Annotated in this window: 11 protein-coding genes; 6 read left to right on the forward strand and 5 right to left on the reverse strand. The window is 47.2% G+C overall.

Features of this window, described 5'->3' with window-relative positions:
* Positions 1-332: 332 nt before the first annotated feature.
* On the reverse strand, positions 333-2,003 hold the full coding sequence (locus JGK22_RS28135; protein WP_293198371.1) for a CHAT domain-containing protein: 1,671 nt from the start codon (positions 2,001-2,003) through the stop codon (positions 333-335).
* A 4-nt stretch (positions 2,004-2,007) separates the two neighbouring features.
* Positions 2,008-2,262, reverse strand: coding sequence for a hypothetical protein (locus JGK22_RS28140; RefSeq protein WP_293198368.1), 255 nt, complete (start codon positions 2,260-2,262; stop codon positions 2,008-2,010).
* Positions 2,263-4,064: 1,802 nt separating this feature from the next.
* Between JGK22_RS28140 and JGK22_RS28145 the strand changes: the two genes are divergently transcribed.
* The 4 genes from JGK22_RS28145 to JGK22_RS28160 all read left to right on the forward strand — a co-directional run bounded on the left by JGK22_RS28145 (position 4,065) and on the right by JGK22_RS28160 (position 10,172).
* A complete protein-coding gene (locus JGK22_RS28145; RefSeq protein WP_293314237.1) occupies positions 4,065-8,624 on the forward strand; it encodes a cadherin-like domain-containing protein in 4,560 nt (1,519 codons plus the stop codon).
* Complete coding sequence (locus JGK22_RS28150; protein ID WP_293314251.1) at positions 8,527-9,606, forward strand: calcium-binding protein; 1,080 nt, start codon at positions 8,527-8,529, stop codon at positions 9,604-9,606. Before JGK22_RS28145 ends, JGK22_RS28150 begins: the two co-directional genes overlap by 98 nt.
* 126 nt (positions 9,607-9,732) lie before the next feature.
* Positions 9,733-9,882 (forward strand): hypothetical protein, encoded by a 150-nt coding sequence (locus JGK22_RS28155; RefSeq protein WP_293277431.1) that lies wholly within the window; start codon positions 9,733-9,735, stop codon positions 9,880-9,882.
* Between the two features lie 164 nt (positions 9,883-10,046).
* Positions 10,047-10,172, forward strand: coding sequence for a hypothetical protein (locus tag JGK22_RS28160; RefSeq protein WP_293185190.1), 126 nt, complete (start codon positions 10,047-10,049; stop codon positions 10,170-10,172).
* Between the two features lie 54 nt (positions 10,173-10,226).
* Here the strand turns inward: JGK22_RS28160 and phnE are convergent, their stop codons facing one another.
* The 3 genes from phnE to JGK22_RS28175 form a co-directional block, all read right to left on the reverse strand.
* A complete protein-coding gene (gene phnE / locus JGK22_RS28165; RefSeq protein WP_293185189.1) occupies positions 10,227-10,979 on the reverse strand; it encodes a phosphonate ABC transporter, permease protein PhnE in 753 nt (250 codons plus the stop codon).
* 155 nt (positions 10,980-11,134) lie between these two features.
* Entirely contained in the window at positions 11,135-11,875 is a 741-nt protein-coding gene (locus JGK22_RS28170) for a phosphonate ABC transporter ATP-binding protein (RefSeq protein ID WP_293185188.1), read from the reverse strand.
* Positions 11,876-12,332: 457 nt separating this feature from the next.
* The gene (locus tag JGK22_RS28175) at positions 12,333-13,307 is read right to left on the reverse strand and encodes a phosphate/phosphite/phosphonate ABC transporter substrate-binding protein (protein ID WP_293185187.1); all 975 of its coding nucleotides are present in this window, start codon (positions 13,305-13,307) and stop codon (positions 12,333-12,335) included.
* Positions 13,308-13,503: 196 nt separating this feature from the next.
* On the opposite strand from JGK22_RS28175, the gene JGK22_RS28180 reads away from it, so the two are divergent.
* Complete coding sequence (locus JGK22_RS28180) at positions 13,504-14,487, forward strand: threo-3-hydroxy-L-aspartate ammonia-lyase (RefSeq protein WP_293213008.1); 984 nt, start codon at positions 13,504-13,506, stop codon at positions 14,485-14,487.
* Positions 14,488-14,543: 56 nt separating this feature from the next.
* Positions 14,544-14,849, forward strand: a complete 306-nt coding sequence (locus tag JGK22_RS28185) for a DUF4090 family protein (RefSeq protein ID WP_293185185.1) — start codon at positions 14,544-14,546, stop codon at positions 14,847-14,849.
* Positions 14,850-15,061 lie beyond the last annotated feature (212 nt).

Consider the following 15,061-nt stretch of genomic DNA (forward strand, 5'->3'; position numbering starts at 1 on the left):
TTTATTCCTGTAGTTTTAGGACTGTGGACTAAAATTACTAACGTAGATGTCTAACATTGACTACTTTTGGGTAGCTTTGTCCATGTTTTTACGAGCGGTAAATTCACTTAAGGAATAAGAATTAAATAACTTACAATTTTTATTCTTCTTGTGGGATGGGCGTCCCGCCCGTCCTTTCTGGACGGGCGGGACGCCCATCCCACAAATATGTGTAAATTATTTAATTCGCGATCCTAAATGAAACGTAAAATACAGCTTGCACTCAAGCTGGCTCTGTTGCTCTTCTTCCTTCCTTTTAGATTAAGTGAACTGTTTGATGCCTTCTTGCTTCTTCATTCTGCTTGGTGACGTTCTTGCAAGTAATTTTGCGACAGGGGAGTCCGTACCGCCGGCAGTAACTCTTCTGGTTTCGTGCCTCGTTGCTGTGAGTGCCGCCACCCAAACAAGCCAGCACTCACAGCAACGGGGAACAAGCAAAGCATCACTACCAGACATTTTTGCAATCCCGATTGTTTGAACGATTTCGGAGTCGGTGTAGTTACCCGAGTTGCTTGGATCGCCGCCGACTCAGAATTAGGAATAGAGTTCGGTGAATTAGCAGCAGAAGACCGATCGCTCTGGTGAACCCAATCCCTGCGATCTTTTAATTGGTCGGGAAAATATTCCCAGACTTCGCCGTCATCTGTGTCTGACTCCTGCGGTTGATTGGCTGCGGTTGGCGGGTATGGGGCGATCGTCGAGAGTGCAGGCGGCGCCTTCCATTCTGTACCCCCTCCCGCCGACGGCGTTCCCGGTAGGATTAAATTTGGCACCGGAGAACCGGATGGGCCGCTTTGGGCTGGGGCGCCCGTCAGATAGCCGTCAAAGTCCGGGTGCTGGTAGAGAATCGGCAAAGCCCAGTATAACTGGTGAGAACCGTAGGCAGAAATTAGTCCCGCCCTGGCCCGACTCAGGCTGAGATCGACTGGATAGCCTTGATTCAGGTTGCGGTAAAACAGTCGCGTCAGAGTTAGGGCTACATCGTCGGGAATGCTTTCTGCCATTGCTAGCACTGCCGGAATGCCCCGCTTGATTAAGGCTGCGGTTAAATTGCGTTCCGAACTGTCCTCGCCGATGTCTGAGGGGTCGCCGTAGGCCCCGCGGCAGGAATTGAACACGGCCATCTGAATGCCGTTGTTAACCAGCAATCCGGCTAAGTCGTCGCCGCTCAAGGTTTCGGTTAACCCGGTGCGGCTGCTGACTAGGTAGAGTTCGCCACCTCTGGAACCTAAGTTGCTGTGGCCTGCGTAGTGCAAGACTTGGTAGTGTCCTTGTTCTAGGGCTTGAGTAAGCTGTTCTCGATCGGGCTGTTCGAGAATCGTCAGTTGAATTTCGGAGTGTGGGCCGTTTTTGAGGGGATTAGCGCTCCGGTTTTGCAGTTCTTGTTGCAAGTGGAGCGCTTCTCGTTTGAGCTGCAAGCTGTCTCGATCGCTCGGAGAGGCGATCGCCACTAAAATTTTTAGCGGGCCGCTGCTGGGTACCACCCGGGTTTGTTTGAACAAACTTGTACCTGGTTGGTAGCGGGAAAACACGACATCGGTGCCGGTTGCTAAAGGGCGATCGCCCGCGTGCAGCACTTCCCACGGCAGCCGCGGCAAGTGCCTGCCTTTGAGTCCCAGGCGCAGTTGCAGCACTTCTCGGCGGTGCTGGGCGATGCCTTGAGCGCAAGTCCAGCTATCGCGCAAGTTTCCTTGAAACAGTCCGCTGTATAATTGTTGCCCCAGGGCTACTAAATTCGGCGCTGAGTTTTTTGTCGATCGCCCTGTGCGACCGGCAGCACCAGTTCCTTGGAACACGCCCACCATCGGGTCATTCATCAGTTGAGCAGACAGTGCCAGCCATTGGTCGATCGGCCAGCGGACTTGTTGCTCTGCTAAGGGTACACCGGGTGCAACCTTTTCTGTCCGCACTAGATATTCGTCGTCCCCAACTGGGGTGACTGAGAGTTTAAATTCTTGGCTCACCAATTTAGCGCCCCCCCGCCTCAAGTCTGAATGTGCCTGCGTTTTTGCAGCTAGCAATCGCGATCGGCCAACTAATTTTTACTCTTTCAATCAAAGTTTCTGAATGCGCTTCCCCCGATCGGGCGATCGCTGGGATCAAATATATTTGTTCAAACACTTTGAGGCTATAAAACTTGTACTTTAATAACAGTTTATTAGTTTTGATTGCCCTATGGCTTGGTGAAAGCCGAATTTTCTCCAATCTTGCTATTTTGAACATTTTGCACCTCTACCGCAGACCCCTTTACATTCGTCGGAAACTTGAGTTTGTCATTGCTCAGTAAAGTTAAATAGGAGGCACTTTACCAGGCGGATCTCTAGTTCTTATTAAGATTACTTCAGCTATCGCCCACCTGTTTCAGGGCAATATCGCAGGCAATTTTGAGTAAATTTTTGGCGGTAGCGATCGATCGCTGTGTCCTCACCACTTATCCTCTACCATCAACCCCCCATTTCAAATCTTGATTTTGTGTCAATTAATGAATTGGTCAGCCGGCGAGTCCTCATCCGTAAGCCCTGAGTCCTCATCCATAAGCCCTGAGCGGCGATCGCTAATCGATAGAGCGACCCTCTAAAATTCCTCATCGATTATTGCTAATTTACCGCTTCTATGTTAATGTTATTTTTTTGTTTAACTGTCTTAATCTAGCTAAAGTGAAGCAGGAAAAATAAAGTCAAGTGTCCGAGAAGTTTTCAGAATACAACTGCTATCGAATATTCCAGCCCTTTCCAGCAACCAGGATTTTTCTCATCTAGAGGACTGAGCCTCATCCAGCCTCTTTTTCGGTGAAATATTGGGAAAAGGCAACCATAAACTTACAAATAAACCGGGTTTATCGTGTCCACCACGGGTCATTTGCGCTCAAAATGCCGATCGAGCTTGTAATTTTAACCAAAAACAATGCCACTTTTCAGTTGACAGTTGACTGTTGACAGTTGACTGTTGACCGCTTGAGGGCTACCTCTCCATAAAAGGAAGAGGATTGAAACAGTGAAGAATTTTGTTTTATTTCCCCCTAAAAGGAGGAGGCTTTAAACCCATTCTTCTTGGCAAAAATTAATGCAATTGTAGGCAAGGTTCAAGACAATACAAAATCTGTCATTACTAATCTCAAATTTAAAATCTCAAACCTAAAATCGTATAAATTATGTGTTTATTGCTATGTGTTATAGAATTTTACAAGAAAGAATTAGTCGAAAGCCGGAACCCGGAGCGGGAGAAATTAAAATCAGGCTATTCATTACTCCAATACTCGGACTTTTCGGTAGAGGCCGCTCTCAAACTGTCAACTGTCAACTGTCAACTGTCAACTGTTGAAAATCTGTATTGAGCCAGATATTATTGGGCAGAATTGCTATTTTGTTCTAAAATACAAAATCTTATCAGTTCGCGAGGCTGGCTCGAATTCAGATAAACTTATACGACAGAAAATTAAAACAAATATTTGCCGGGGCGAATCATCTAATTTATTTATTAATCATCGGGAACTAAAATTAGGAGCGTACAGTCACTGGCAAAAGAGATGCAAATCCTAAGTCAGGGAAGGATTTGTCAGAGCTGGGAGTGTTACAAAAAGTTAAGGCAACTAGGCTCGATCGCAGGAAAAGCAAGGTAAAATTTGGGTAATAAAGGTTTTGGGTAGTTATGTGGGAGTTGTTGAGTTGCGAGTTTACATTCTGCTAACTTACTGTAGAAATTACGTAGAAAATCTACAATTCGGCGCATTTAGGTGCAGCTTACTGTAGAAATTACGGAGAAAGTCACAAGCGTTTTGCGCTGTGGCACAACTCTTGCGGTGTATGTGGCGGATCAATTATTTTTGGTGCACCATTGCAGAAGATAAAACTCGCAACTGATGGAAATAACCCCTTGCAGTTTAAATAGCATCTATAAACAGAAAGGTCGGAGATCGGCGGCTCTAGCAGGCGAAAGTATGAAATTGTAAAATTATGCTTCTGCTATATCCTCCTTGCTGATAAACTGACTCTAAGAAACTTAGCCCTTTTTTGGAAATATCAAAGATGAAAGAAGAAATGTTGGAAAATGTATCGGGAACACTTTTTCCAGATCGAGATGAAACAGAAATTTCTGACCTAAAAAAAACCACTTTGTTTTCACAGATCGCCCTGGATGATGAGCAGCCAAAACTCGTGTTTTCCCCCAGCGAGCTCGATCGACTCGCCGATTTTCGGGATGCTAGTGCTATCAATTCCGATAGCGGGTTAGGCAAGTTAGTTGACAATGCGATCGCACAAAACAGCGGCATCACTAGCGGCAAAGTTCCGAATCCGCCTAAGGACGAATCCCCCAAAGTTACTGATGATAGCAGCAAAATTCCTGAATTGAGCGGTGTACCCGAAGAAGGTGCGGGCGACAAAAAAGACAAAGACAAAAAAGATGACAGCGGTAGCGATCCGCAGACGATCGAAGGTACCGATGGCGATGACATAATTGTCGCCACGGGCGCTAACCAGTCGCTCTACGGCAAAAGAGGCAAAGACAAACTCAAAGGAAAGAGTGGCAAAAATAAACTCTATGGAGGCAAAGACGGCGACGATTGCGAGGGCGGCGATGGCGATGACGAAATAAGAGGCGATCGCGGCGACGACAAGTGCGACGGCGGCGAAGGCAACGATACCCTCTACGGCGGCAAAGACAACGACACTCTTTCTGGTGGCACCGGCAACGATACCTGCAAAGGCGATGACGGCGATGACTGGGTACACGGCAACGACGGCAAGGATGACGTTGACGGCGGCAGCGGCAATGATACCGTCTACGGCGGCAAAGGCGACGACACCTGCAATGGTGGCGAAGGCAACGATACTGTCAGGGGCGATCGGGGTAACGACAACGTTAACGGCGGCGAAGGCAATGACACCGTTAACGGTGGCAAAGATAACGATACCGTCATCGGCGGTGCTGGCAATGACGATTGCAGCGGCGACGACGGCGACGACACCGTAATGGGAGGCAGCGGCGACGACACCACAACAGGTGGTGCCGGCAACGACAACGTTAGCGGCGACGAAGGCGACGACAGCGTTGTCGGCGGCGACGGCAAAGATACCTTGATCGGTGGCGAAGGCAACGACGCTTGCAGCGGCGACGAAGGCGACGACAGCGTTGTCGGTGGCGCCGGTGACGACACCGTGATGGGCGGTACTGGCAACGATACCCTCGTTACTGGCGACGGCAATGACATGGCAGACGGCGGCGATGGCGACGACAGCGTTGTCGGCGGCGGATCTGGCAACGATACGCTGATGGGTAATGCTGGCAACGATACGATCGTTGGCGGTACTGGCAACCATACCTGTAGCGGCGGTGCTGGAAATGACGTTTTTGTCATGGATATGGGTAACAATACCACTCCCGGAAGTTCCGTCATCACTGACTACGCAGACGGCTTCGACAAGTTTCTACTGTCTGGCAGCTTGAACTTTAGCAGCTTGTTGTTTGTACAAGTCGGCCTCAATACCGAAATTCGACTCAGCAGCAATCAGTTGGTGCTGGCACTATTGTTGAATGTTAGCGCCACGATTCTCAATGCTGGCGACTTTTTGGGAGTTAATGGTAGCTCTCCAAGCCCAAGCCCAACTCCAACTCCAACCCCAAGTCGAATAGTTAGTACCCCTCCGCGATCGCAAGCCAACAAAACACTCACTGTCGGTTCCGACGGCTTGCCACAAACTATTACTGGTGACTTGTTGAAGTTTGTCGATAACGAGCAAAGTGCTAGCGAAACAGTCTTTAAGTTAACGGAGCTCCCTGATGCTAAAACCGGGAAACTATTCTTTAAGGGAGTAGAGGTAACACAAGTCGGTTTGAGCTTCACTCAAGTAGACATTAGCCTCAATTTGTTAACTTTCCAAGCTGTAAAAGGTTTTAGCGGTGCGGCTAGTTTTGGTTTTGAAGTAAGCGACGGCAGAAATATTGTCACCAGCCAACGTTTTAGCTTCAATGTCGAGCAAAATATCTTTAATTTTGCTGGCAATACAACTCCTCAAGTGATTGTCGGTTCGCTCACGCTAGATAACGACATCGAAGGCGGCGACGGCGACGATACCATTACAGGCGGTAACAAGACCAACAAAATTAAAGCAAACAAAGGCAAGGACAAAATTAAAGGTGGCGATGGCGGCGATAACGATATCGACGGCGGCGATGGCGATGACGAGATCGAAGGTGGTAAAGGCAAAAACAAAATTAAAGGAGGTAACGGCAAAAACAAAATTAAAGGTGGCGATGGCGGCGATAACGATATCGAAGGTGGCGATGACGATGACGAGATCGAAGGTGGTAAAGGCAAAAACAAAATCAAAGGAGGTAAAGGCAAAAACAAAATCAAAGGCGGTGATGGTGAGAATGATATCGAAGGTGGCGATGACGATGACGATATCATCGGTGGTAAAGGCAAAAACAAAATCAAAGGAGGTAAAGGCAAAAACAAAATCAAAGGCGGTGATGGCGATAATGATATCGAAGGTGGCGATGACGATGACGATATCGAAGGTGGTAAAGGCAAAAACAAACTCATCGGCGGTATTGGCAATGACAAAATTAAAGGCGGCGATGGCGAGAATGAGATCGACGGTGGCGAAGGAACCAATACTCTAATTGGAGGCGCTGGTAAGAATCGCTTTATTTACAAAGTTTCCCGCGAAAAGATTAAAACAGTTCTAGATGCTGACTTAATTACTGACTTTAAGGCTGATGAAGATCTCTTAGAGTTGTCTGCCGCAGCTTTTGGCAATCTCAGCCTTACCAGCTTGACTCGACTGGCGATTACGGCTACTTCTACTGTTGGATCGATCGGCAGTTCTAACTTACTCGACTTCAGCGCCGATATCACCGTTACCAGCATCGCTACTTTGCAAGCGCGGTTTGCAGCTTTGGGCGGCAACAGTGACGCACCTACTTTCTGTCAGTTTACAGATGCCGAAACTAACCGTTCCGTGCTGGTATTTGCTGTTGGGGCGCGCTTTGAAATTGTCACCAGTTTCTCGCTGAAATTTAGCCTGCAAATCAGGAACTTTGTCTTCAGCGGCCCGCAACTAAATGTTCCTGTCGGTACTTCCGGCCCTGACAATTTAAACTTCGGCACTTATCCGGCCGCAGTTAATTTCAAGGCTTTGGCTGGCGATGACAACATTGTCGGCAGCAACTTTAACGATACCATCGACGGCGGTGACGGCAACGATACCATCACCGGCGGCCTCGGTGCTGATGTTCTCAGCGGTGGCAGTGGCACAGATCTGTTTGTTTACAACACAACTAAAGAAGGTGGCGATAAAATTGCTGATTTCAAATCTGGAACAGATAAATTCCAGTTTGTATCGAGCGAATTCGGCAATGTGACTACTACTAACTTTGACGGTGTTAGCGGTTCAACTCCTGACATTACCGGCAAAGAGTTAGTCATTTTCACTGGCGGAACCTATGCCAGTCTCGAAGCGGCACAAGCTAAGGCTACAGGAAGTTCTACAACTCCTGGTTTCTTCGCATATAACAATGCTGCGAACGAAACGGTGTTGGTGTTTGACTCTAACGGTACAGCACCAGGCGGTTTCACAACTGTTGCGAATCTGGGTACTGCGGCGGGAACTTTGGGCACAGCAGACTTTGTGTTTACTGGTGCGATCGCAACTTCTCCGACTGGTACTTCTACAAATTCCGGCAGCATTGTAGATTTAACTGCTGCTGGGAATACCTATCCGAGTGCGAGCAATAATTTCGGTTCAGGTGTTGGCGGTTACAACTTCAGCACACCCGTCTTATTTACCGGAGATGCGAAGGCTAACAATGTCACTGGTACTCAATTTGCTGACATCTTCAGCGGTGGTAGCGGTGCAGATATTCTGACTGGCGGCAGTGGTGCAGATATCTTTGTTTACAATTCTCCCGGTGAAGGCGGTGATACGATTACTGACTTTGCCTTTGGGGTTGACAAATTCAAGTTTGTCAGTGGTGCTTTCGGGAATTTGACTACTACTAACTTTGACGGTGTGACGGGTTCAACTCCTGACATTACTGGCAAAGAGTTAGTGATTTTCACCGGCGGGAATTATTCGACTGTGGAAGCGGCGCAAGCTAAGGCTTTGGGCGGTTCTACAACTCCTGGTTTCTTCGTATATACGAATACGAACAGCGAGACGGTGTTGGTGTTTGACTCGAACGGTACAGCGGCAGGCGGTTTCACAACTGTTGCGAATCTGGGTACGGCTGCGGGAACTTTGGGCACAGCAGACTTCTTGTTTACTGGTGCGACTGGTTCTGCTCCGACTGGTACTTCTACCAACTCAGGTAGCGTTGTTGATTTAATTGCTAATCCGGGTACTTTCCCGACAACTGGAGTTTACAACTTCGGTTCTGGTGCGGGCGGTTACAACTTTACCACTCCTGTCTTGTTTACTGGCAATTCATATCCTCAACGGTGGTGGCGGTGCAGATACGATCGCTGGTGGCGGCGGTGCAGATACTATCACCGGTGGTGCCGGTGTAGATATTTTGACTGGCGGTTCTGGTGCAGATATCTTTGCTTTCAAGGCTCCCGGCGACGGCCCGGATACGATTACTGACTTTACCTTCGGAACGGACAAATTGCAGTTTGCTGCGAACGCTTTCGGGAATTTCACTACTACTAATTTTGCTGGTGTTAGCGGTTCAACTCCTGACATTACTGGCAAACAATTGGTGATTTTCACCGGCGGAACTTATGCCACTGTGGAAGCGGCTCAAGCTAAGGCTGTGGGTGGTTCTACAACTCCTGGTTTCTTCGTATTTACGAATACGAACAGCGAGACGGTGTTGGTGTTTGACTCGAATGGTACAGCGACAGGCGGTTTCACAACTGTTGCTAATTTGGGTACGGCTGCGGGGACTTTGGGCACAGCAGACTTTGTGTTCACAGGGACGATCGCATCTTCTCCGGCTGGTACTTCTACAAATTCCAGCAGCATTGTTGATTTAACTGCTAATCCGGGTACTTTCCCGACAACTGGAGTTTACAACTTCGGTTCTGGTGCGGGCGGTTACAACTTTACCACTCCTGTCTTGTTTACTGGCAATTCCGGTTCCGGTGCTGATATATTCGACGGTGGCGCTGGTAATGACAGCATCTCCGGTGCTGCTGGTAACGACAGTCTTAACGGTGGCGTTGGGAATGACACTTTAGTCGGCGGTTTGGGAACAAATGCTCTCAGTGGCGGCGCTGGTGCTGATGTGTTTGTGTTCACCGGAACGACTGCTGGTGGCGGGGATATCATTACGGATTACAGCATTGTTGATGATGTAATTAACATTGACAAGATTGCTTTTGCCGGATTGGGTTCGGGGCCTTTGGGTGCGAATTTCTACCGGTACAGCAGCACTGTTGCTACTGTAAGCGCGATCGAGTCATCGTTGACTTCGCCGTCGATTATTGCTCTTTTCGATAGTGCAGCTAATACTACTAAGCTGTATTACGATAGCAACGGTTCGACGGTTGGTGGCAACAGTTTGTTTGCTACTGTCAATGTGAATTTGGGAGTTTCTGGTAATTCTGAATTGTTCTTGTTCTAAACGGCAAGAATTCTAATCTGAATATCAAGGGTATGCACGGGGATACAGCAATGCTGTATCCCAACAAGATAAGGACACGGCAATGCTGTGTCCTTATTTTGTTGTTGTTGATTTTCAAACAATTTAGTGGCTTTGTTTTGGGCGGGGAAACGGCACTACCCCGTCTTTTTTTGCGGTGTTGTTGATGGTGGATACGATCGCGCGATCGCCTTTTTGGGGATTTGTGCGATGGCTTACGCCCCGCTACGCTACGCCGGGATACCGATAAATTGGTAGGGGTGAAGCATTCGGGCGAGAATAGTTGATTCCCAACCTACCATCCAATACCCGAATGCTTCACCCAGCCCCCACAGACAAGTCATAATTACCAAATATTGGTCAACCCTTGATGCGCGAGAGTCAATGAATATTTCGCTTTTGGACAGAAAATCTTTGGTTTTTTGTTAAGGTTTGTCGCCAAAATGCGATCGCCCCTACGAGTAATTCGATCGACTTTTGGGGGAAATGTGCGATCGACTATTAGAAAATTAACTCTTCAACCCACGGAGGTGGGTTTGTCTGTGTAGACGCGGTTTCAACCGCCGTCTCTATTACTGTTGAATGATTTTGAATAATTGGTATTACCTCGTTTCCAACCGCTGCCGCCATTTGCTGCTAATAACATCGATCGCAGTCACGACAACTAACAATACCAACATCATCGTAGTAGCCTTATTGTATTCAAAAGCTCGAATATAATTGACTAATTCAAAACCAATACCGCCGGCGCCCACCACACCCAACACCGAAGCCGCCCGAATGTTGTATTCAAACATCCACAGCGTGTAACCCAACGCTAGCGGCAACACCTGCGGGAAAATGCCGTATTGGGCAACTTGCAGCCAAGATGCACCCGCCACTTGCAACGATTCGATCGATCGCGCTTCCACAGACTCGATCGCCTCCTGATAAAATTTAGCAAGATAACCTATAGTATAAATTCCCAAAGCCAAAGTACCAGCAGGCGCGCCCAAACCAGTCGCGGATACAAACAGCAATCCCAGGACAATTGAAGGAACCGATCTCACCGCATTTTGCAATAAATTAGCTAGCCATTGCAACCACTTTGGTGCTATATTGTGGGCGCTGCAAATCGCAATCGGTACGGAAAGAATTGCGCCGATAGTCGTTCCCCACAAGGACATTTGAACTGTTTCGATTAAGGCATTAATTGCAACATCTATAATTTCGAGATTTGGGGGCCACAAGCGGGACATAAAATCTGTCATGTATGGCCAACTGCTAGCCAATGTTGTGGCATCTATTTCTAATCCCTGCAAGGCCCAGCCATAAATTACAATTAAGATTGTTGTAATACCTGGGGTTTTAATCAAGCTATATTTTTTTGAGAAGTTAGTTGATTTTTTTTCGATCATTTCAGTTGGTTTTAAGATTTATGTACGGCTATTTTTTGGTTTGATGAAGGGGCTTTTTTTGTGAACCGCAGAGGGCGCAGAGGGCACAGAGGAAGAGTTGAGAAGAGGGGAGTTCACACTGCTAGTTTGGGCGGTGTTAGTTTGCTGAATTTGTCGGACAGGTTGTGACATTTGCCATCATAGACTATCTGACCGGCATCTAGGACGATCGCTCTTTCTGGATATCTGCTTGCCATTCCTAAGTCGTGCAATACTACAACTACTGTCATCCCTTGTTCGCGGTGCAGTTTAGCGAGGATTTCCATTACTTGTTGGGCGGCGATTACGTCTAATCCGGTGGTGGGTTCGTCTGCGAGTAAAATCTGGGGAGATTGGATGAGGGCGCGGGCGATCGCCACTTTTTGCTGTTGTCCGCCGCTGAGTTGTCCAGTTTTTTGGTATGCTAGGTCTTGCAGTCCGAAGTTTGCCAGTAATTCAAAAGCTCGATCGCGCTTTTGCTTAGGAAAACCCCACAGAGTCTCCCAAGTATTCAATCCTCCCAAGCAACCACACAGCACATTGTCGATCGCAGGTAGCTGTTTAATCAATCCGCCGCCTTGAAAAATCAAGCCAATATCGCGCCGAATTCGCCTCAATGTGCGCGGAGTTATTACTGTATCGTTAATTCTAATTTCTCCGGTTTTGACGGGAACTAATCCGACAAATGAACGCAAAAGTGTGGATTTTCCTGCACCGTTTAAACCCAGCAGCGCTACAAATTCGCCCTGTTTTATTTTGCAATCAATTCCGTTCAAAATCGGGCGTTTTAGCGAGGTTGAATAAGCTGTTTCTATTTTACTGCATTCGATAGTCATAATAAGAAGGAAGAGGGAAGAAGGAAGAGGGAAGAAGGAAGAGGGAAGATTTTTTAATTGTCTTCGCGCGAGAATGAGTAAGAGATACACATAAAAATTTTAGTTTAGCTGACTTTTAATTGGCTGTATTAACTTGGTAAATATTTGTTGATAAACTTTGCCCTTAATATAATTTACGATCTAACTGTTACAATAAAATAGGTTTGTAGTGAGGACTTTAGTCCTTCTTTTTCTGAGGACTAAAGTCCTCACTACGAACCTTTGTTTTACTGTGTAATGATTTTTGTCCGGCTTTTTTTGCGGACTAAAGTCCTCACTACGAACCTTTGTTTTACTGTGAGGATTTTTGTCCGGCTTTTTTTGCGGACTGAAGTCCTCACTACGAACCTTTGTTTTACTGTGAGGATTTTTGTCCGGCTTTTTTTGCGGACTAAAGTCCTCACTACGAACCTTTGTTTTATGGTTCGAGTTTAGCGCGCTGCAAAGCTTGGCGCAAGGTTGCCAAATGGCGCGCATGATCGACTTTTACTAATTTTTGGGAATTGTACAAACTGCGGAACAATTGATTGTTTGCAGGTTCGTTCATTTTCATGAAAGCATTGATCAGTTTTTCGCGCATCGGTGCCGGAATGCGATCGTCAATTACAATTCCGTGGGCTGGAACTCCTGGAATCTGCTGCAAAACTCGCAATTTCTTGCCTTCTTCTGCTGTAATCCAAGGCGGTAGTAAAGCGTATTCGGAAACTGCTGCGACTTCTGCTTGACCTCTTAAAACTGATTGCAAAGCGCTGCCGTAACCATCGCCGTAGGTAACATTTCCAAAGAAACTTTCGAGTCTATCCGGGCCTGAGACTAATCCTTGACCTACTAATTCTGAGACTGGGAAAATAAATCCCGAACCGGAAGTTCGAGAAGTGAAAGCCATTTTTTTACCCTTCAATTGTTCGAGGGTTTGCTTTGCTGAACCTTTGGGGCGCAGCGGACTATCTTGCCGCACTACAAATACAGAATCGTAGGTATTTCCGCCGGAATAATCGCTGCGAACTTCTGCTAAATACATCCGCGCTTTGGCTAATTGTTCTGCTTTTAATGCCGCGCGCCCTGCTACAAATGCGACATCTGCCCTGTCGGCCCTCAAAGCTTCTACAGCAGCGGTTTCGTCGCCGATGACTGCATCAATAGGAATTCCCATTTCTTTGGATAGTATTTGCGCTACTTGATTGGCTTTGTTTTGCAAGTCTGTAGCATCTCTGCGGTTGGCAAATACGATCCTAATGCGACTTATAGCTGCTTGTGCTGTTAAATCTCGCTCGCCCTTTGGTGCTGTTTGCGCGATCGCCTTCTGCCCAACTCCGACTGCATTCGCTGTCAAACCCGCTAGCAGCAACAATCCTGCGCTAGCGCTTGCTAGCACTTTAAACTTTGCATTCATCAATCGATCTCCTAACCTAACCTAAACTATTTGATAATTAATTGCAATAATCTTCAACTTATCCTACAACGCTTTTGGTAATTAGTTGCAATAGTCTATTGATAATTATTTCCGATATGTCATATCATCAAAATTGATTAAGCTTTGATTCTATGTATGATATAATGCCGCCCAAGCACCCCAGGCAGAAAAAAATATGACAGCCAACCTTACCGATAAAAATGCTTTGCAAGTCTGTTTTGCTGATGTGGAGGCGGCGGCAAAGCGCTTGCAGGGCAAAGCTTTCAAGACACCTGTGCTGACTTCGCACACAGTCAACAAACAAACCCATTCTCAAGTATTTTTTAAGTGCGAAAACTTTCAGCGGACGGGTTCGTTTAAGTTTCGCGGTGCTTGTAATGCTTTGATGCAGCTATCTGAAACGGAAAAACTCAACGGAGTAGTGACTTTTTCTTCGGGAAATCACGCGCAGGCGATCGCCCTTGCCGCACAATTACTCTCAATTCCTGCTACTGTCGTAATGCCAGCAGACGCGCCCAAAGTCAAGCAGGAAGCGACTCGCGGCTACGGTGCCGAAATTGTTTTGTACGATCGCACTCGCAATTCCCGCGAAGATCTCACCGCCCAAATTGCGAGAGAACAACACTTGACAATTATTCCTCCTTATGATGACGCGCGAGTGATCGCGGGACAAGGTACGGCGGCGATGGAATTGATCGCAGAAGTTGGGGAGTTGGATTTGCTGCTGGTTTGCTGCGGCGGTGGAGGTTTATTGTCGGGATGTGCGATCGCAGCTAAAACTTTGTCTCCCAAGTGTACAGTCATAGGTGTAGAACCGGAGCAAGCAGATGATGCCGCGCGATCGTTCCGCACCAAAACGCTGCAAACTGTTAGCAACCCAGATACGATCGCAGACGGCGCGCGCACACCTTCTTTGGGGAAATTAACTTTTCCTTTGGTGCTGCATTATGTGGACGATATGGCAACTGTTTCGGAAGCGCAAATTCGCAATACAATGTTTTTTATGTGGGAGCGGATGAAGATTGTTGTCGAGCCTACGGGAGTGTTAGCTGCGGCGGCTTTGCTGTCAGGAGTTGTGAAAGCAGAAAATAGCAGAGTTGGTGTAATTGTCAGCGGTGGAAATGTGGATATTAGAGAGGTCGATCGCTTTTTTTCGTAGATGGGGATACTTCTCTGATAAAATGCTCCCACAACAAACTTTGATATCACAGCACAATGTCTTCAGAAACAAACTCAGCAGCTCAATCGACAACTGGTGCAGATGCGATCGATGTGGCGATCGCCTCAGGAATCGATTTTGACGGCACTGCGATTCCGAAAGCAAAATTAGACTTGTACGAGAAAGTAATGGGATTAGAAGCCGGAAGACAGCGCAGCGGCGTGTCGAACACCATGCGATCGCGCATTGTCCGAATTGGAGTCAAACACCTGCCTCAAGCAGAACTCGATCCAATGCTAATTGCTGCCGACTTTGCACCGCTAAAAGACAAAGAAGTTGCGTTTTATTACGGCGGTAAATAGAGCGTATTTATATCATTTTCGGTTGCATTCCTTGGTATGGTGCGTCGTTGCGAGATTTTCAAGCTGGTTCCTAGATTTTCAACAGTGACGCACCTTACGAGACTGCGAAACTTCTCCCAGATGTGCGCGATTTTTCTCAAAAACCTAATTTTTTGCATTCAGGACTACTTTTGCAATCCCAAATTATCGATCGACCTCCCAACCCCTGCCGA

The organism is Microcoleus sp. PH2017_08_TRC_O_A, assembly GCF_020738665.1.
Classification (GTDB): domain Bacteria; phylum Cyanobacteriota; class Cyanobacteriia; order Cyanobacteriales; family Microcoleaceae; genus Microcoleus.

Bases quoted from the DNA above. Each gene is read 5' to 3' on its own strand.
- JGK22_RS28140 (WP_293198368.1), bottom strand. From the start codon at position 2,262: ATGTTCAAAATAGCAAGATTGGAGAAAATTCGGCTTTCACCAAGCCAT.
- JGK22_RS28145 (WP_293314237.1), top strand. From the start codon at position 4,065: ATGAAAGAAGAAATGTTGGAAAATGTATCGGGAACACTTTTTCCAGAT.
- JGK22_RS28170 (WP_293185188.1), bottom strand. From the start codon at position 11,875: ATGACTATCGAATGCAGTAAAATAGAAACAGCTTATTCAACCTCGCTA.
- JGK22_RS28175 (WP_293185187.1), bottom strand. From the start codon at position 13,307: ATGAATGCAAAGTTTAAAGTGCTAGCAAGCGCTAGCGCAGGATTGTTG.
- JGK22_RS28180 (WP_293213008.1), top strand. From the start codon at position 13,504: ATGACAGCCAACCTTACCGATAAAAATGCTTTGCAAGTCTGTTTTGCT.
- JGK22_RS28185 (WP_293185185.1), top strand. From the start codon at position 14,544: ATGTCTTCAGAAACAAACTCAGCAGCTCAATCGACAACTGGTGCAGAT.